General features: G+C 56.0%; 17 protein-coding genes. 8 read left to right on the top strand and 9 right to left on the bottom strand.

What is annotated here, in order from left to right; all coding sequences use genetic code 11:
• Positions 1-392: 392 nt before the first annotated feature.
• Genes lanM through AC0Z4S_RS07815 form a run of 4 tightly spaced genes read left to right on the top strand, consistent with a single transcriptional unit; the run spans position 393 to position 5795 of the window.
• Positions 393-3323: a type 2 lanthipeptide synthetase LanM gene (gene lanM / locus AC0Z4S_RS07830; RefSeq protein WP_485622598.1), complete on the top strand. Its 2931-nt coding sequence runs from the start codon at positions 393-395 to the stop codon at positions 3321-3323.
• Positions 3320-4198, top strand: a complete 879-nt coding sequence (locus tag AC0Z4S_RS07825; RefSeq protein ID WP_485622597.1) for an ABC transporter transmembrane domain-containing protein — start codon at positions 3320-3322, stop codon at positions 4196-4198. Before lanM ends, AC0Z4S_RS07825 begins: the two co-directional genes overlap by 4 nt.
• A 3-nt stretch (positions 4199-4201) precedes the next feature.
• Positions 4202-5083, top strand: a complete 882-nt coding sequence (locus AC0Z4S_RS07820; protein WP_485622596.1) for an ABC transporter ATP-binding protein — start codon at positions 4202-4204, stop codon at positions 5081-5083.
• On the top strand, positions 5076-5795 hold the full coding sequence (locus AC0Z4S_RS07815; RefSeq protein ID WP_253497160.1) for an AAA family ATPase: 720 nt from the start codon (positions 5076-5078) through the stop codon (positions 5793-5795). The genes AC0Z4S_RS07820 and AC0Z4S_RS07815 overlap by 8 nt, the downstream gene beginning before the upstream one ends.
• A 53-nt stretch (positions 5796-5848) precedes the next feature.
• On the opposite strand, the gene AC0Z4S_RS07810 is transcribed toward AC0Z4S_RS07815, so the two are convergent.
• The 5 genes from AC0Z4S_RS07810 to dadA form a co-directional block, all read right to left on the bottom strand.
• On the bottom strand, positions 5849-6262 hold the full coding sequence (locus tag AC0Z4S_RS07810; protein WP_039757383.1) for a c-type cytochrome: 414 nt from the start codon (positions 6260-6262) through the stop codon (positions 5849-5851).
• A 181-nt stretch (positions 6263-6443) separates the two neighbouring features.
• Positions 6444-6992 (bottom strand): cupin domain-containing protein, encoded by a 549-nt coding sequence (locus AC0Z4S_RS07805; protein WP_016772566.1) that lies wholly within the window; start codon positions 6990-6992, stop codon positions 6444-6446.
• Between the two features lie 88 nt (positions 6993-7080).
• On the bottom strand, positions 7081-8154 hold the full coding sequence (gene alr, locus AC0Z4S_RS07800; protein ID WP_485622647.1) for an alanine racemase: 1074 nt from the start codon (positions 8152-8154) through the stop codon (positions 7081-7083).
• Positions 8155-8247: 93 nt separating this feature from the next.
• Positions 8248-8601: a RidA family protein gene (locus AC0Z4S_RS07795; protein WP_253497163.1), complete on the bottom strand. Its 354-nt coding sequence runs from the start codon at positions 8599-8601 to the stop codon at positions 8248-8250.
• Complete coding sequence (dadA, locus tag AC0Z4S_RS07790; RefSeq protein ID WP_485622595.1) at positions 8573-9877, bottom strand: D-amino acid dehydrogenase; 1305 nt, start codon at positions 9875-9877, stop codon at positions 8573-8575. Before dadA ends, AC0Z4S_RS07795 begins: the two co-directional genes overlap by 29 nt.
• A 153-nt stretch (positions 9878-10030) precedes the next feature.
• Between dadA and AC0Z4S_RS07785 the strand changes: the two genes are divergently transcribed.
• A complete protein-coding gene (locus AC0Z4S_RS07785; protein ID WP_010465173.1) occupies positions 10031-10519 on the top strand; it encodes an Lrp/AsnC ligand binding domain-containing protein in 489 nt (162 codons plus the stop codon).
• An 84-nt stretch (positions 10520-10603) separates the two neighbouring features.
• Here the strand turns inward: AC0Z4S_RS07785 and AC0Z4S_RS07780 are convergent, their stop codons facing one another.
• On the bottom strand, positions 10604-10957 hold the full coding sequence (locus AC0Z4S_RS07780; RefSeq protein ID WP_471877009.1) for a YkgJ family cysteine cluster protein: 354 nt from the start codon (positions 10955-10957) through the stop codon (positions 10604-10606).
• 146 nt (positions 10958-11103) lie between these two features.
• Here AC0Z4S_RS07780 and AC0Z4S_RS07775 point away from each other — a divergent pair, with 146 nt between their 5' ends.
• Positions 11104-12414 (top strand): NAD(P)/FAD-dependent oxidoreductase, encoded by a 1311-nt coding sequence (locus AC0Z4S_RS07775; protein WP_485622594.1) that lies wholly within the window; start codon positions 11104-11106, stop codon positions 12412-12414.
• Positions 12415-12532: 118 nt separating this feature from the next.
• Here AC0Z4S_RS07775 and AC0Z4S_RS07770 read toward each other — a convergent pair whose 3' ends face one another.
• Positions 12533-12775 carry a DUF1127 domain-containing protein gene (locus AC0Z4S_RS07770; RefSeq protein WP_253497175.1) on the bottom strand — a complete coding sequence of 81 codons (243 nt, stop codon included), beginning with the start codon at positions 12773-12775 and terminating at the stop codon, positions 12533-12535.
• Between the two features lie 175 nt (positions 12776-12950).
• On the opposite strand from AC0Z4S_RS07770, the gene AC0Z4S_RS07765 reads away from it, so the two are divergent.
• Positions 12951-14372 (top strand): aminotransferase-like domain-containing protein, encoded by a 1422-nt coding sequence (locus AC0Z4S_RS07765; RefSeq protein WP_485622593.1) that lies wholly within the window; start codon positions 12951-12953, stop codon positions 14370-14372.
• Between the two features lie 61 nt (positions 14373-14433).
• Positions 14434-16002 (top strand): phospholipase D family protein, encoded by a 1569-nt coding sequence (locus AC0Z4S_RS07760; RefSeq protein WP_485622592.1) that lies wholly within the window; start codon positions 14434-14436, stop codon positions 16000-16002.
• 89 nt (positions 16003-16091) lie between these two features.
• Here AC0Z4S_RS07760 and AC0Z4S_RS07755 read toward each other — a convergent pair whose 3' ends face one another.
• Both AC0Z4S_RS07755 and AC0Z4S_RS07750 read right to left on the bottom strand, forming a co-directional pair.
• The gene (locus tag AC0Z4S_RS07755) at positions 16092-17234 is read right to left on the bottom strand and encodes an MFS transporter (protein ID WP_485622591.1); all 1143 of its coding nucleotides are present in this window, start codon (positions 17232-17234) and stop codon (positions 16092-16094) included.
• Positions 17235-17418: 184 nt separating this feature from the next.
• A complete protein-coding gene (locus tag AC0Z4S_RS07750) occupies positions 17419-18912 on the bottom strand; it encodes an aldehyde dehydrogenase (protein ID WP_253497187.1) in 1494 nt (497 codons plus the stop codon).
• Positions 18913-19065 lie beyond the last annotated feature (153 nt).

Raw genomic sequence — 19065 nt, 5'->3', positions numbered from 1 at the left:
GTATTTTTCCTACATCGACCCGAATTTAATCACGCACCACTACAGGACGCGTCTGAATTGAAGTTATTTCCGTCCTCGCTAGGATTCATAACGTAACACTTCAAAAACTTATGCCATCAAGGCAAACACTAATTCACGTCAAGGCTCAACTATGGAAATCGACTTCTTAGCACTCCGTCGTGCCCGAGCACGCCTTTTAAACTCAACGACACCCATCTCAACTCTGGCAATTCAAGCGTTCAGTAACTTGAGCGCTGCAAGCAGCGGTTCGCGACCGTGTACTAGTTGCTGTTCACAGTGTTGGCAAGGATGCTGCTATGCGACCTACATGTAAATAAAATTTGGGCGGCACTCGAACCGAGTGGCCGCCCTGACTTGCCAAGGATAAAACATTGAAAAATCCTAAAGATTTTTTAAGTGGAACAACGCCACTTAAACGCGGCTACACTACTGACTGCCCGGTCTGGCCCTACCTCTCTTATTACATTTTCCATGTCGAAGAACAATTTCCAACATCATGTGAAAACGACGAAACATTGAAATCCACTGTTATCAATGGCTTTGTAACCAACCTTGCAGCCAGACTTACTAACGCCGCCAACAATGTCTTAGTAACGGAAAAAATAATATTTGAAAAAACCACCTGCAGCAAAATGAAGACTTCCGCATATTTCAAATTGATTAGTGAAAACAAAAACTACCTCCTGGACATCATTAGCGCCTACCCCGAACTGGATCGAGCTCTGACCAAACTTTCAAAAAATTTTATTGAATTTACGGCACAGTTAATCCTCGCCCTCATCGAAGACAGACAAGATATCAACGAAAAATTTAATATACCGACCGGTTCCAAACTTTCCTCCGTTGAGGTTTCATCCAGCGAAACTCACAATGGATCTAGAACCGTTTGCATACTTTCTTTTGATTCTATCAAGATAGTTTATAAACCGAGAAATTTGGAACTTGAAGCTGAAGCATCTGATTTACTGCTGCATTTGAGCCATGCTGCTGGAGATGGTTACGAAAACTGGAAATTGCCAAGGTATCTTGTAAAAAAAGAACACGGTTGGTCAGAGCATACACCTCAAACGCAGGCAGAAAGCGAAGCCGAAGTTTCTTCTTATTTTAAAAGAGCTGGATTTCTTTTAGGTTACTGCACCACCTTTATGGCCGCCGATATTACCTCTGACAATTTGATTGCACACGGCCCAAGCCCTATTCCAATCGATCTCGAAACTATTTTCTACAGCACTCTTAATATTGAAACCATTCCAAAAGAAGTACGCTGGAATGTCACCCAAACAAGCATACTTCCAAATTGGACTTGGAAAGGCACAGACGGTATAGGTGTAGACCTGAGCGCATTAGGTGGACTATCGGAGCAATATGTCAGCTTAAATCTGTATCAACATTTGGAAGATGAGAGTGGACAGAGCCAGTTTGGCATGGACGGAGTGAAAATATTTCCGAACCAAAACGTTTTGCATATCAATGGAAAAGCGGCACGGCCGTGGGACTACGAAAAAGAAATCATTGAAGGCTTGAACAAATTATTTTCCCTTGTGAATAGTAATCAGGCTTCAATCATCGAAATTATTGACTCTCTCAGAGGAAGAAGAAATAGGTATATCCCGAGGCCGACTGCCACATATCATTACGCTATCCAATGCTCCTTGCATGCGACCTTGATGCGGTGCACTAAAAAACGTAGGGCCTTTTTGGAGAACATTCTTAATAATGACACCGCCCCTGCCATAGGTTTTCTCAACGCCGAGATCGCCGCATGCCTGGACTTAGACGTACCTTTTGCTCAGGGACTAACTGGGGACCTTGAATTCTATGAATCAAGATACGACGGCTCTGGGCACCTAGATAGCAATGATTATATAAATGGAATAGATAACAGCGTCCAATATGTCAAAACACTAAACAGAAATAGAATCGCATTTGAAGAAAAATTGACTGTGAATACTCTATTAGCAATGAGAAATATGTATGAGCATGGTAATAAGCTGACGGAATACAAATTCAAACAAAACGACGACCTGAACGACCCTCGGTATTCAAATATAGACGAGATCATTTACAAAATCAGGTTATCATCAGAGATCAATGCGAAGTTGATCAATGAGATGCTAGCCACCGAAATTTCCAGCAATGGGCTTTGGCTAGGATTTCATTCCTCACCTGGCGGTTACATGGAATTCTCCGAGTTGGGGGACGATTTCTACTACGGATTGTCTGGTATTCTCTACGGCTGCGTAGTCGCTGCCAGCCGCAGCAGCGCTGTAGATAAAGCCTTGGTAGGCGAGCTGCTAAATGCTTGCTACAGCAGAATAGCCCAAAAACTTTCGAATAAAGGCACGCATCTAGGTGGATTTCACTTTGGCTTATCATCTGCAATTGTACCGCTACTGATAAGCTTAGACTATTTTGATGATAAAAGAGGAAGTGAACTACTACAACTCTACAAGAGATATGTTGAAGAGGTACTCAGTGAGCCATGGTGGCAAAAATATTTTTGGGGGTCAGACTTTCTATCAGGCATGTTCGGAACTCTAAACGTACTGACACATATATTCACCCTAACGAAAGACGAACAATTTTCTGATTTAGCGAAATCCTTATATGGCAAATTAGAGCCAGAACTCACGCTTATAGACGGACGTACGCTAGCAACATTCGATAATGCAGTTACTACGAGAAGCGATGCTTTATTAAGCGGCTTGTCTCATGGAATTATGGGGTGCGCATATTCACTATTTTATTTTAACGATCTGATTGCAAAAAAAGATTCAGTCAATAAGATATTCCTAGGATTTCTATCTTGGGAGCTCGAACAATACGATGAAATTATCGAAAATTGGCATGACTATAGAAAACGTTCAGCATCAAGTGCGGGCGAGTTTTCATGGAGTCATGGCTTACCAGGAAACTACTTGGCAATAGATTATTTCGCCAAAAATGGGGTGCCGCTGGCAACGGAGTTCTTGGAAAAACATCCCTCCAAAACTGTATTTTCTTACTGTGATCTAGAAAAAAGAAAGCGACCTATTAACGATTCCTTATGTCACGGCGCTTTTGGAATTCTAAATATCATTAAAAAGCTTTCACCAGAATCGCTCAATGACCCAAAAATATTTCTATGGTCCAACATCATCAATCTCAGCGAACAGAGCAGTCGTGAACTTAGAACAAAGACTGCTGATCCTTTAGGTTTGTGGATCGGACGAGTGGGATCGTTAATCGGAGCAATTGGGCTAATCGAGCATGAGTATGAATTTCCATTCCTCCCCCACCAGATGGAATTCTTAAATTCATGAAAAATAATCTAATATTATGCTGCTTTGGTGTAGGCATTGCGGCTCTAACAAGCGCATCACCCTATTTGATTGGCAACTCCATCAATCTTTATTTGGGAGGCGACAGCTTGTATTTATACACGCTCGCAGGTGCTGCGTTCTTTCTTATCGCCACTCCCCCATTCAAGCTGGCAGCCAACATCCATCTACAAAAAACCGCCTCCAAAACCAGATTTATTCTGAAGAAGGCAATTCTGAATCATCTACTTGGCGGAAGCTTCGGGCATACTCAAAAACCAGGCGAGTGGATCGAACTGATTGATGGCGACGTTGATGGCTCGATGTATTTGTATCACTCGCTATATTTTGATATTTCGCTGAACTGCAGCATCATTATCGTTGCGCTTTTCATAACCGCCTTCTACCACCCGCTTTTGGCGCTCGCGCCACTTAGCGGCCTCCTCTATGCTTTAGTTGCACATCTTGCTACTCGAAGAGCCAGTAGATCGCTATATGATGAGTACGTACAGCATAACACCGTAACCATCGGTGCTATCTGTGAGCATTTATATAATGCAAAACCATATACAAACAGGGCCAAGCTAGATATAAAAAATATCGAACGCCTCGCTTTTCGCTCAAGCCTGAAAGCATCGACTTTCGAATCAATATCAAGCTCATGTTATCCAGTGGCGATAGTGGTTCTATTATTAGTGTCGGCCCATCTGCTAAACGCCGGAAATTCTAATATAGGTGCCATTTTTGCCTCAGCCATCTATCTTGAGCGCGTGCTGAGCCCTGCGACATCGCTGATATCCATCTACTACTCAAGCAGAGAGGCATCTTACAGACGTAGTCGGATTCGCGGCTATGGACTACAGCACGAGGGGCATTGAACCATGTTTATTTGCCTGCAAAAAAATCTGACCGTTTTTTTTCTGTCCGTGATTTGCCTTACATTAGCAGCCGCATGTCAATTGTTGATACCATCAGTCGTCGCCAAAAGCCTGACGGCTCTCACCACTGGTGCGATTAGCAATGAGGTTTACTTCGTCCTTATCGCTGTTTTTTTAACCAAGCTTTCAACGCAAACTCTGGGTAACTCCTATGCGACGCTCATGGAAGCGAAGTCTCGTTTTGTGCTTATCAGTTTCATTGTGCATGATGAGCGGCCCTCTCCGTTATGTTCTCGGGTGACAATGATTAAAGAAGATGCTGAGAAAATTGCTTCCGTCATTCATGACGCAATTCATCTCATCGGCTCCTGCATTTTGACATTGTCCGCTGCCTTTATTCTGCTTAGGGAAAACATCTACTTCTTCCTGCCAATCGCTTCAACCATTGTATTGACTTGTGTGCAATTGAGATTTGCCAAGCCTATAATCCAGCGGCTATATGCAGCAGAAATGTCGAAAGAGGATTTGTACAAAGACTCGCTTATTAACACGTTCAAAGTTTCCAGCGAAGGCGAACAAAGTAAAATGCAACTCATCAGAAGCTTTGGATATTTGAGGGGCACAGTACGAGCACGCTACAAATATCAGAAAGCAAGCGCCATCCAATCCTTCTGGCCGGAAATGGCCATCTCCGCCGGGACGGTATCTGTCATTTTATTCAGCGCCGCTGCCACCCCGGAATTATTTGGCGAGCGTCTAATTGCCTGTCTCGGTTATATCGGAATCTTTACCATGGCCAGCTCGAGCTCGATAAGACTCGGGATAGCGATGATCGGCGTGAAGGTTTCAATCGACAGAATCTTCAGAGGGTATCGATATGAATGATCTGTTTATCCAACAAATACGCCTGAAGCCAGACATGACGGCGGCTGACTTTCTACATGACCTCTTTCCGCTTGAATTCAGCAGCTTAATAACTGTTTTTATCGGGGAAAATGGCTCTGGAAAATCCACTTTACTTGAAGCTGTTGCCATCAAGTTGGGTTGCAATCCAGAAGGCGGTGGGAAGAATTTCAATTTCTCGACCGAGAACACCCATTCGAAACTGCATGAAACCCTGACGCTCTCAAAAGGCTACCGAAGGGAGAAGGACGTTTTTTTCTACAGAGCGGAAACCTTCTACAACTTGAGCACTACGATCCGCAAGCTCGATGCAGAGCCGAGCTTTGATCCTGAAATCAAGACCTATTACGGTGGCGTGGATTTGCATTGCATGTCGCACGGTGAAGCAATGGAAGCGCTCTTCCACCACCGATTCAAAGCCCAGGGACTGTACCTGCTCGACGAGCCGGAAGCATCGTTATCCCCGGTGAGGCAATTGGTGTTTATCAACCGGATAATGGAGCTGTCGCGCGGCGGCGCGCAATTCATCATCGCTACTCACTCTCCCCTCATCATGTCGATCCCGGGCTGTGATCTGAGGCAGATATCCGGAGGGCGCTGCGAGCAAATAGCCGCCGAAGATACTGACGCTTATGCCGTCTACAAAGCCGTGCTCAATTCTGCCGGCGCTTACATTACGAAAAACATGCTGTGAGGTTGGAGGCACAAAAAAACCGTCCGAAAACGGTTTTTCGTTGAGAGCGCCGCTTACAGACCGGACATCTCTTTGATCGCACCCTTGAGCTCTTCATCGGAGCAATCGGCGCAGGTGCCTTTTGGCGGCATGGCGTTGATGCCGGTGATGGCCTTGGCAAGGATGCCGTCCAGACCACCCTGATGATCGGCCCGCTCCTTCCAGGCTGCCTTGTCGCCGATCTTCGGCGCGCCGAGCAGTCCCGTGCCGTGGCAAGCGTTGCAGTGCTTGGCGATCACGTCTTTAGGTGCCTTCGCCCCGCCACCGCCGCCTGCGGTCGCAGCCACCTCCATACCTTTGCATTCCTGCCCTTGAACACACACCTGGCCGACGGGCTCGAGGCGTTTGGCGATGTCGTCATTCGTCGCAGCTTGAGCGCTGACAGCCCAGAGGGCCAGTACGGTTGCTGGTGCAGCCAGCATTTTCATAATTAGGTTCACGCGTTCACCCTCAATGGTGGCTATTCACGCCTGCGGCCACGGTTCGCAGGCGGGCGCAAGTATAGCGGGTAGGCCGCTGTACTGAAACAACCCCATGGTTAGAGGGGTCTTGTTGCGCATCGGTAAAACGGTCCGGGTGCCTACGCCGTAATGGTCTGGCGCCTCTTGCTTAGAAATTCGCCGGCGTGGCTGCGCTGATTAGTCGCGCCGGCACGTCGAACGGATTACGGAAACGATGCGGCTTGGTACTTTCAAAATAGTAGCTGTCGCCAGCTTCGAGGATAAAAGTTTCCAGACCCACCACTAGCTCCAGGCGACCTTCCACCAGAATCCCGGTTTCCTCTCCTTCATGGGTGAGCATTTCTTCGCCGGTGTCGGCGCCCGGCGGGTAGATTTCGTTGAGGAAGGCGATGGCGCGGCTGGGGTGTGCGCGGCCGACCAGTTTCATGGTCACGGCGCCGTCGGAGATGTCGATCAGCTCATTGGCCTTGTAGACGATCTGGGTAGGCTGGTCCTGCAGGATCTCTTCGGAGAAGAACTCGACCATCGACATGGGGATGCCGCCGAGCACCTTTCTCAGCGAACTGATCGAAGGACTGACACTGTTCTTTTCGATCATCGAAATGGTGCTGTTGGTGACGCCCGCACGTTTGGCGAGTTCACGCTGGGAAAGCCCTTTGAGCTTGCGGATCGATTGCAGTCGTTCACCGACGTCCAAGGCGCGAGCCTCCTGATGTTGTAAGAATATTGAGCGTTATCATGGCGACAGCGTTCAGTATTTACAACACTTGCCCCCCGTAGCGGCGTCAACCCTCGGAATAGAGCCTCGGCACCCGACGCAGGTTACAGAAGATTTGATAAGGAATGGTGTCGGCCCACTTCGCCACCTCGCTGGCGAGGATGTTCTTGCCCCACAACTCGACGTCAGAACCGAGGCCGGCTTCCGGTACATCGGTCAGGTCGATGCAGAGCATGTCCATCGACACGCGGCCTAGCAGGCGGCTGCGTTTGCCGGCCACCAGCACCGGCGTGCCGGTCGGCGCCTGACGCGGGTAGCCGTCGGCGTAACCCATGGCGACCACGCCGATGCGCATGGGTTTGTCGGTGATGAATCTGGCGCCATAGCCGATCGGTTCGCCGGCCGGCAATTCACGCACGCTGATGACTTTCGATTCGAGGGTCATCACCGGTTGCAGGCGTTCGGCCACTGCGTTGGCTTCTTCGAACGGGGTCGCGCCGTAAAGCATGATGCCTGGGCGTACCCAATCGCTTTTGATTTCTGGCCAGCCGAGCACGGCTGGCGAGTTGCGCAGGCTGACTTCCGCCGCCAGGCCCTTACGCGCCGCTTCGAACACTGCCACCTGCTCGGCACTGCTTTGCGCATGCAGTTCATCGGCGCGGGCGAAGTGGCTCATTAAAACGATCTTGGCCACTTTGCCGCTGGCCAGCAGACGCTGATACGCCGATGGATAATCTTTCGGATGCAAGCCGACGCGGTGCATGCCGGAATCGAGCTTGAGCCACACCGTGATCGGTTTGCTCAGGGCTGCCTGCTCGATCGCTTCGAGCTGCCACAGCGAATGCACCACGCACCAGAAATCATGCTTGACGATCAACGCCAGCTCGTCAGCTTCGAAGAAGCCTTCCAGCAGCAGTAGCGGCGCACGAATCCCGGCAGCGCGCAGCTCCAGTGCTTCTTCGATGCACGCCACGGCAAAACCGTCCGCCTCGGCTTCCAGTGCCTGGGCGCAACGCACCGCGCCATGGCCGTAGGCGTCCGCCTTGATCACCGCAAGCGCTTTGGCACCGGTGACTTCACGGGCAATTCGGTAGTTGTGACGCAGGGCTTGAAGATCGATCAGGGCACGGGCAGGACGCATGGCGGCAGACTTCTGGGCGGTCATGGAAAGAAAAACCGGCGCTGACTGACGGCGTGAGCCGCCAACAGCACCGGGAGAGGGATCTCTAAAACGTTATGGCAGCGCGGCGACGATGGAGATCTCCACCAGAATGCTCGGCTTGGCCATCTTCGCTTCGACGGTGGCGCGGGCCGGCGCGGCGCCTTTCGGCAGCCACTGGTCCCACACCGAGTTCATCCCGGCGAAGTGAGCGTCGATGTCGTTCAGGTAGATCGTCGCCGACAACAGATGCTGCTTGTCCGTCCCCGCCAGATCGAGCAGGCGCTCGATATTGGCGAGCACGTCGCGGGTCTGCTGTTCAATTCCGGCGTCGAAGTCGTCCCCGACCTGCCCGGCCAGATACACGATGCCGTTGTGGCTGACGATCTGACTCATGCGCTCATTGGTGAGCTGGCGCTGGATTGACATGTTTTGCGGACTCCTGGGTCTGGTTGCCGTAACGGGAAATATCGAGGCCTTCGGCGCTGATCTGGGGCTTTTTCTTTGCCATCAGGTCGGCGAGCAAACGGCCGGAACCGCAGGCCATGGTCCAGCCGAGCGTACCGTGACCGGTGTTGAGGAACAGATTCTTGAATGGCGTGGCACCAACGATCGGCGTGCCGTCCGGCGTGGTCGGACGCAGGCCGGTCCAGAAACTCGCCTCGGCCAGATTGCCGCCCTGAGGATAAAGGTCGTTGACGATCATCTCCAGGGTTTCGCGCCGACGCGGGTTGAGCGACAGGTCAAAACCGGCAATCTCGGCCATGCCGCCGACGCGGATGCGGTTGTCGAAACGGGTGATCGCGACCTTGTAGGTCTCGTCGAGAATGGTTGAAGTCGGCGCCATAGCCGGATCGGTGATCGGCACGGTCAGCGAGTAGCCCTTGAGCGGATACACCGGAGCCTTGATGCCCAGCGGCTTGAGCAGTTGCGGCGAGTAGCTGCCGAGCGCCAGCACGTAGCGGTCGGCGGTTTCCAGCTTGCCGTCGACCCACACGCCGTTGATGCGATCACCGGCGTAGTCGAGCTTCTGGATGTCCTGGCCGAAACGGAATTCCACGCCGAGCTTGCGCGCCATTTCGGCGAGGCGAGTAGTGAACATCTGGCAGTCGCCGGTCTGGTCATTCGGTAGACGCAGTGCGCCGGCAAGAATGTCGGTGACGCCTGCCAAAGCCGGTTCGACGCGGGCGATGCCGGCGCGATCGAGGACTTCAAACGGCACGCCGGATTCTTTCAGCACGGCGATGTCCTTGGCGGCGTTATCCAGCTGCGCCTGAGTCCGGAACAACTGGGTAGTGCCGAGGCTGCGACCTTCGTACGCAATGCCGGTTTCGGCGCGCAACTCATCGAGGCAGTCACGGCTGTACTCGGACAGACGCACCATGCGCTCCTTGTTCACCGCGTAACGGCTGGCGGTGCAGTTGCGCAGCATTTGCGCCATCCACAGGTACTGATCGATGTCGGCGGTGGCCTTGATCGCCAATGGCGCGTGGCGCTGAAGCAGCCACTTGATCGCCTTGAGCGGTACGCCCGGCGCAGCCCACGGCGAGGCATAGCCCGGCGACACCTGGCCGGCATTGGCGAAACTGGTTTCCATGGCCGCAGCAGGCTGCCGGTCCACCACCACCACTTCGAACCCGGCACGCGCCAGATAGTAAGCACTGGCGGTACCGATGACGCCGCTACCCAAGACCATGACGCGCATTTTCAATCCCTCATCGCGGCTTTTCGCCGAACTGTTTGTTAGAGCAATGATGGGCGCAGTGTAAAAAAGAAATGCCAGTGCTTTTCACTATATAAGCGCCTATATTTGGCGACAATTCTCGGCAAAAACCCTTTTCACGGAGGCGCATCCCCTATGCGTACCAACACTCAGACCAAACGTGAGCTGGACAAGATCGACCGCAACATCCTGCGCATCCTGCAGGCGGACGGGCGGATTTCCTTTACCGAACTCGGGGAAAAGGTCGGTCTGTCCACAACGCCCTGCACCGAGCGCGTGCGGCGTCTGGAGCGCGAAGGAATCATCATGGGCTATAACGCCCGGCTCAATCCGCAGCATTTGAAAGGTAGCTTGCTAGTGTTTGTCGAGATCAGTCTCGATTACAAATCCGGAGACACATTCGAGGAATTCCGCCGCGCGGTGCTGAAGCTGCCGCATGTGCTGGAGTGCCATTTGGTCTCAGGGGATTTCGACTATCTGGTGAAGGCGCGGATTTCCGAGATGGCCTCGTACCGCAAGCTGCTGGGCGACATTCTGTTGAAGCTGCCGCATGTGCGTGAGTCGAAGAGCTATATCGTCATGGAAGAGGTGAAAGAGAGCCTCTGCCTGCCGATTCCGGACTGACATTTGAAGATCAAGAGATCGCAGCCTTCGGCAGCTCCTACATTGGAATGCGGTCCTGTAGGAGCTGCCGAAGGCTGCGATCTTTCAAACTAATACCTGCCGATTCGCCGCCATGTATTCGAATATCTGCTTTTCCACCCGCGGATGAATCAACTCCAGCGGTCGCCGCTCGTTCGGGCATGGCAGGGTCTTGGTGGTGCCAAACAATCGACAAATCAGCGGTCGCTCTTCATACACCGTGCAGCCATTCGGCCCCAGGTGCACACAGTTGAGTTCTTCCAGCGCCGCATCCTGCTCGGCGCGGGTCTTGCGCGGCAGTCGTGCCATCTCTTCGGGCGAGGTGGTCACCGGCCCGCAGCAGTCGTGGCAGCCCGGCACGCAGTCGAACGTCGGGATCTGCTGACGCAGGGTGCGGATTTTCTGGCTGTTGCAGCTCATCGAAACGGTGACCAAAGTGGCGGGACAACGATTGTGCCGCAAAAGCGCGGATCCAGACACCGCAGACCGACCGATGTTGCCCGCCTTCAGCCGCGCAGCTTATGCTCCGTCAAATTTTCTCGACACTCAGCCGTTGGATGATGCCCATGACCGCCCGCGCCCAGACCACCGCGAGCCAGCCCCACGTTGCCTCTTATTACGCCGCCAGCAGCTTGCCGCAGCCCGACCATCCTGTCTTGCAAGGCGAGGTGGCGGCTGATGTCTGCGTCGTCGGCGGCGGCTTTTCCGGGTTGAACACGGCATTGGAGCTGGCCGAACGCGGCTTCAGCGTAGTGTTGCTGGAAGCGCACAGGATCGGCTGGGGCGCCAGCGGTCGCAACGGCGGGCAGTTGATTCGCGGCGTCGGTCACGGCCTCGATCAGTTCGCCAATGTCATCGGTGTCGATGGCGTGCGCGAGATGAAACTTATGGGCCTTGAAGCCGTGGAGATTGTTCGCCAACGTGTCGAGCGTTTCGGCATTGCCTGCGACCTGACCTGGGGCTACTGCGACCTCGCCAACAAAGCTTCTGATGTTGAGGGTTTTGCCGAAGACGCCGAAGAACTGCGCGGCCTCGGTTACCGCTACGAAACCCGTCTGCTACAGGCCAACGAAATGCACACCGTGGTCGGTTCGAAACGCTACGTTGGCGGCCTGATCGACATGGGCTCCGGGCATCTGCACCCGCTGAATCTGGCGCTGGGCGAAGCGGCCGCGGCGCAGCAACTGGGCGTGCAGTTGTTCGAACGTTCGGCGGTGACGCGCATCGATTACGGCCCTGAAGTGAAGGTGCACACGGCCCAAGGCTCGGTGCGGGCGAAGACTCTGGTGCTGGGCTGCAATGCTTACCTCAATGGCTTGAACCCGCAGCTGAGCGGCAAGGTTTTGCCCGCCGGCAGCTACATCATTGCCACCGAACCGCTCAGCGAAGAGCTGGCGCATGACCTGCTGCCGCAGAACATGGCGGTCTGCGACCAGCGGGTAGCGCTGGATTACTACCGGCTCTCGGCTGATCGTCGTTTGCTGTTTGGCGGCGCCTGCCATTATTCAGGGCGCGACCCGAAAGACATCGGCGCTTATATGCAGCCGAAGATGCTTGAAGTGTTCCCGCAATTGGCCGGGGTGAAGATCGATTATCAATGGGGCGGGATGATCGGCATCGGCGCCAACCGTTTGCCGCAGATTGGCCGGCTCGCCGACCAGCCGAACGTGTATTACGCCCAGGCCTATTCCGGGCATGGGGTGAATGCCACGCACCTGGCCGGCAAGCTGCTGGCTGAGGCGATCAGCGGGCAGCATGGCGGCGGCTTTGATCTGTTCGCCAAGGTGCCGCACATCACCTTCCCCGGCGGCAAGCATTTGCGCTCGCCGTTGTTGGCGCTGGGGATGTTGTGGCATCGGCTTAAAGAGTTGGTCTGACAGAGTTGCGGTGGCTTTAAGGGCTCTATCGCGAGCAGGCTCACTCCTACAGTTGAAATGCGTTTCCCCTGTAGGAGTGAGCCTGCTCGCGAAGAGGCCCGCATGAACGATACAGATCTCAGATCCGCCAGAACGGCTTCAACCCCTCCTCCCGCGCCTGCTCCAGTGTCAGCCCGACATCCTTGAGCTGTTCCGGCGTCAATTCCAGCAACGCCTTGCGCGTGTGCAGACGATGCCAGAACAGGCCCCAGCGACTCAGGCCGGACGGTGCGTTACGCAGCAGATTGCGCGCGCTGTCCTTCTGCCCTGCCGCCAGTTCCTGACTGTGTAACGTCAGCCGCACATCGCTCAAGCCGTTCATTTTCGTTGCTCCTGTTTACTTGGGTAGCCAGAGATTCCATGATGCGCGGGCGAACAAAACCATTACAGATTCAACGAACCTGTATTAATTCCATACAGATTCGTCGATTCGCCGACTGAATGATTGATTTTTGCCGCATCTGTACTGGTTTCCACCAACGGACACCGAGGCCACCATGACTCTGTATGTAAACCTCGCCGAGTTGCTCGGCACCCGCATCGAACAAGGCTTCTATCGCCCCGGTGATCGCTTGCCGTCGGTGCGTGCACTGAGCGTTGAACATGGAGTCAGCCTGAGCACGGTGCAGCAGGCCTATCGGGTGCTTGAAGACAACGGTCTGGCCACGCCAAAACCCAAGTCCGGCTATTTTGTGCCTGTCGGTCGCGAGCTGCCGGAATTGCCCGCGATTGGCCGCCCCGCGCAGCGGCCGGTGGAAATTTCGCAGTGGGATCAGGTGCTGGAATTGATCCGCGCCGTACCACGCAAGGACGTCGTGCAGTTGGGGCGCGGCATGCCCGATGTCGGCTCGCCGACCATGAAACCCTTGCTGCGTGGACTGGCACGGATCAGCCGCCGGCAGGATATGCCCGGTCTGTATTACGACAACATCCACGGCAACCTCGAACTGCGCGAACAGATCGCGCGCCTGATGCTCGATTCCGGCTGTCAGTTGAGCGCCAGCGATCTGGTGATCACCACTGGCTGCCACGAAGCGCTGTCCACCAGCATCCACGCGGTCTGCGAGCCGGGTGACATCGTCGCGGTGGACTCGCCGAGCTTCCACGGCGCCATGCAGACCCTCAAAGGCCTCGGCATGAAAGCCCTGGAAATCCCTACCGACCCGCTCACCGGGATCAGCCTCGACGCACTTGAACTGGCTCTGGAACAATGGCCGATCAAGGCCATTCAGCTCACCCCCAACTGCAACAACCCGCTCGGTTACGTCATGCCCGAGTCGCGCAAACGCGCGCTGTTGACCCTGGCCCAGCGTTTCGACGTGGCGATCATCGAAGACGATGTGTATGGCGAACTGGCCTACACCTACCCGCGCCCGCGTACGATCAAATCCTTCGACGAAGACGGCCGCGTGTTGCTGTGCAGCTCGTTCTCCAAGACCTTGGCGCCGGGGCTGCGCATCGGCTGGGTGGCGCCCGGCCGATATCTGGAGCGGGTGCTGCACATGAAATACATCAGCACCGGATCCACCGCGCCACAACCGCAGATCGCGATTGCCGAGTTCATCAAGGCCGGGCATTTCGAGCCGCACTTGCGGCGCATGCGCATGCAGTACCAGCGCAATCGCGATGCAATGATCGACTGGGTGACGCGCTACTTTCCCACCGGTACTCGCGCCAGTCGCCCGCAGGGCAGCTTCATGCTTTGGGTGGAGCTGCCGGAAGGTTTCGACACGCTGAAACTGAATCGCGCGCTGCACGATCAAGGCGTACAGATTGCCGTCGGCAGCATCTTTTCCGCCTCGGGCAAATACCGCAATTGTCTGCGGATGAACTACGCTGCCAAACCAACAGCGCAGATCGAAGAAGCGGTGCGCAAGGTCGGCGCCGCGGCAATCAGATTACTCGCTGAGACCGACTGACCTTTTTTGCCAGCCCGGCGTCCAAAATGCCGACCTCAGCCGCCAACCGGAACGATCCTACGTGAGCTTCAGACAGCCCCTACTCGCTTTACTGATACTCGCCTCGATCCTCAGCGGCTGCGCCAGCCTTGATGTACCGCGCGAACCGAGCCAGGCTTTGCCTGCTTCGCAATCCAGCTTCGGCCGTTCGATCCAGGCGCAGGCCGCGCCCTACAAGGGGCAGTCAGGGTTTCGCCTGCTCTCCGACAGCGGCGAGGCGTTTACTGCCAGGGCCGAGCTGATTCGTCACGCCCAGGTCAGCCTCGATTTGCAGTACTACATCGTCCACGACGGCATCAGCACGCGGATGCTGGTGGAGGAAGTGCTCAAGGCTGCCGACCGTGGCGTGCGCGTGCGCATCCTGCTCGACGACACCACCAGCGACGGCCTCGACCAGATCATCGCCACCCTGGCGGCGCATCCGCAGATTCAGATTCGTTTGTTCAATCCGTTGCACCTGGGGCGCAGCACCGGCGTTACGCGTGCGGCCGGGCGATTGTTCAATCTGTCCGTGCAGCACCGGCGCATGCACAACAAGCTGTGGCTGGCGGACAACAGCGCGGCCATCGTCGGCGGACGCAATCTGGGGGATGAGTATTTCGACGCCGAACCCAACCTGAATTTCACCGACATCGACATGCTCAGCATCGGCCCGGTGGCCGAGCAGCTCGGGCACAGTTTCGATCAGTACTGGAACAGTGCGCTGAGCAAGCCGATCGACGAATTCCTCTCCAGCCAGCCGACCGCCGCCGACCTGGAAAACACGCGCACGCGCCTGGAAGAGTCGCTGGAAGAAACCCGCAAGCAGAACCACGCGCTGTATCAGCAGTTGATGAAGTTCACCACCGACCCGCGCATGGACATCTGGCGCAAGGAACTGATCTGGGCCTGGAACCAGGCCCTGTGGGATGCGCCGAGCAAGGTGTTGTCCAAGGGCGAACCCGATCCGCACCTGCTGCTGACCACGCAACTGGCGCCGGAACTGACCGGTGTCAGCAAAGAGCTGATCATGATCTCCGCGTACTTCGTGCCGGGTCAGCCGGGGCTGGTCTACCTGACCGGGCGCGCCGATGCCGGGGTCTCTGTGAGTCTGTTGACCAATTCGCTGGAGGCCACCGACGTGCCGGCGGTGCATGGCGGCTACGCGCCCTATCGCAAGGCGTTGCTTGAACACGGGGTGAAACTCTATGAACTGCGCCGTCAGCCTGGGGATAACTATGGCAGCGGTCCGAGGGTGTTTTACAGCCGCTCGTATCGCGGCTCGGATTCCAGCCTGCACAGCAAGGCGATGATTTTCGATCGGCGCAAATCGTTTATCGGCTCGTTCAATTTCGACCCACGCTCGGTGTTGTGGAACACCGAAGTCGGCGTCCTGGTCGACAGCCCGGAACTGGCCGAGCACGTGCGCGCACTGGCGCTGCAAGGCATGGCGCCGACCCTGAGCTATCAGGCGAAGCTTGAGGACGGCAAGGTCGTCTGGGTCACCGAGGACAACGGCCAGATGCATACCCTGACCAAGGAACCGGGGAGCTGGTGGCGGCGCTTCAATTCATGGTTCAGCACCAGCGTCGGCCTGGAGCGGATGCTGTAAAAAGCAAAAAGATCGCAGCCTTCGGCAGCTCCTACAGTTGGCAATGCGTTTGCCCTGTAGGAGCTGCCGAAGGCTGCGATCTTTTTATCTCAAGCAGTCTGGATTTTGCCGAAGGCGCCCTGGCGCAACAACAGGATAACCAACCCGAAAGCCCCTGCCGCCATCAACAGCGGCAACGCATGCCCATTGATCCACTGACTGCCTGCCCCCGCCGCCAACGGCCCGACCAGACAACCGACACCCCACAATTGCGCGATATGCGCATTGGCGCGCACCAGCGCATCGTCACGGTAGCGCTCGCCGATCAGGATCAGCGACAGGGTGAACAAGCCGCCGGCACTGGCGCCGAACAGCACCCACAGCGGCCAGATCAGCAGTGTGTCGAGCAACACTGGAATGGCCAGACTCGACAGCATCAACACCACCGCGCACCCGGTAAACAGCGTGCGCCGCGACAGGTAATCGGCCAATGCGCCGATCGGCAGTTGCAACAGCGCATCGCCGACCACCACGGTGCTGACCATGGCCAGAGCGATTTCGGCGGTGAACCCCTGCTGCAGGCAGTACACCGGCAGCAGCGTCAGGATCATCGCCTCGAACGCGGCGAACAACGACACCGCCCAGGCAATCGCCGGCAACTCCCGGGCAAAGCCCCACAGATCGCCAAACGTCACGCTGTTGGCCTCACTGCTCGGCGCGCCGCTGCGACCCAAGAGCAGGAAGGGCGAGACCGTCAGCAGACCGACCCCGACCCAAAAACCATAATCGTGCTCGGTGCCCAGCGCGCCCAGCAGCAATGGACCGGACAGTTGGCTCAGCGCATAGCTGCTGCCATACAGCGCCACCAGACGCCCGCGCCACTTTTCGACAACCAGCTGATTGATCCAGCTCTCGCCAAGGATGAACACGATGGTCAGGATCACGCCGATCAGCAGCCGCAGCAGCAACCAGATCGGATAACTCGGCAGCAATGCCAGTAAACCGATCGACAATGCCCCGGCCCACAGGCACAAACGCATCAGGTTAGCGGTGCCGAAATACGCAGCGAGATGGCTGGAAATCTTCGCCCCCAGCAGTACACCGATCGCCGGCATCGCCGCCATCACACCGATGGCGAACGAGCCGTAGCCCCAGCCCTCCAGACGCAACGACACCAGCGGCATGCTGACCCCCAGGGCCAGGCCGACACTCAAGACAGACGCCAACACGGCGAAATACGTCGCCCACCGCATGTTCCACGCTCCTGTGGATATTTTTATCTGCACCACAAAACCAGTGTGGGAGCGAGCTTGCTCGCGAATACGGTTTCACATTCAGCAGGTCTGCTGACTGATACACCGCTTTCGCGAGCAGGCTCGCTCCCACAGGGGATCTCTGTATGGTCGGGAGCCCGATCTACTCAGGCCCCTTAATGCATTACAGCTTGATCCAAGTCGCCTTCAGCTCGGTGTACTTGTCGAAGGCGTGCAGCGATTTGTCGCGACCGTTGCCCGACTGTTTGAAGCCACCGAACGGCGCGGTCATGTCGCCACCGTCGTACTGGTTGACCCACACGCTGCCGGCGCGCAAGGCCTTGGCGGTCAGGTGCGCTTTGGAGATGTCCTGGGTCCACACCGCTGCGGCCAGACCGTATGGCGTGTCGTTGGCGATCTGGATGGCTTCTTCTGCGCTATCGAAAGCGATCACCGACAACACCGGGCCGAAAATCTCTTCCTGGGCAATCTTCATCGCATTGCTCACACCATCGAAAATGGTTGGCTCAACGTAAGTGCCGCCGGTTTCCTGGAGGATGCGCTTGCCGCCGGCGACGAGTTTGGCGCCATCGGTGTGACCGGATTCGATGTACGACAGCACGGTGTTCATCTGCTGGGTATCGACCAGCGCACCGACGTTGGTCGCCGGATCCAGCGGATTGCCGGGTTTCCAGGTTTTCAGCGCCTCGATCACCATCGGCAGGAATTTGTCCTTGATCGAGCGCTCGACCAGCAGCCGCGAACCGGCGGTGCAGACTTCGCCCTGGTTGAAAGCGATGGCGCTGGCGGCGGATTCGGCGGCGGCCTGCAGGTCCGGCGCATCGGCGAAGACGATGTTCGGGCTCTTGCCGCCCGCTTCCAGCCAGACGCGTTTCATGTTCGATTCGCCGGCGTAGACCATCAGTTGCTTGGCGATCTTGGTCGAACCGGTGAACACCAGCGTGTCGACGTCATTGTGCAGACCCAACGCCTTGCCGACCGTGTGGCCATAGCCCGGCAGCACGTTGAGCACGCCTTTCGGAATACCGGCCTCAACGGCCAGCGCAGCGATACGTATGGCGGTCAGCGGCGATTTTTCCGACGGCTTGAGGATCACCGAGTTACCGGTCGACAACGCTGGCCCGAGTTTCCAGCAGGCCATCATCAACGGGAAGTTCCACGGCACGATAGCGCCGACCACGCCCACCGGTTCACGGGTCACCAGACCCAATTGATCATGTGGGGTCGCGGCGACTTCATCGTAGATCTTGTCGATCGCTTCACCGCTCCAGCTCAGCGCCTGCGCCGCGCCCGGCACGTCGATATACAGCGAATCGCTGATCGGCTTGCCCATGTCGAGGGTTTCCAGCAGCGCCAGTTCTTCGGCATGCTGTTTCAGCAGGCTGGCGAAGCGGATCATGGTGGCTTTGCGTTTGGTCGGCGCCAGGCGCGACCAGACGCCGGAATTGAAAGTAGCGCGAGCGTTTTCCACGGCACGGTCAGCATCGGCGGCGTCACAGCTGGCGATCTTGCCGAGCAGGCGGCCATCGACCGGGCTGATGCATTCGAAGGTTTCGCCGGAGATGGCGTCGGTGTATTCGCCATTCAGGAAGGCGCGGCCTTCGATTTGCAGATCGCGGGCGCGTTGTTCCCAGTCGGCACGAGTCAGGGTGGTCATTCGGGTGTCCTCCTCTTATTGAATACGAGCGCCGCAAGCGTTGCGACGCTGTTCAAGAATTCTGCCCGGCCAGCCTGCACTTTCGGCCCGAGGCACCCGCCACCCTAAACCAGCGGCCGGGTTTGTTTCAATATATTTGACACAAGCTGGCCA

Source organism: Pseudomonas sp. 1L-B-1-E-C1 (assembly GCF_057291835.1).
This window is presented reverse-complemented; position numbering and strand designations above follow the sequence as displayed.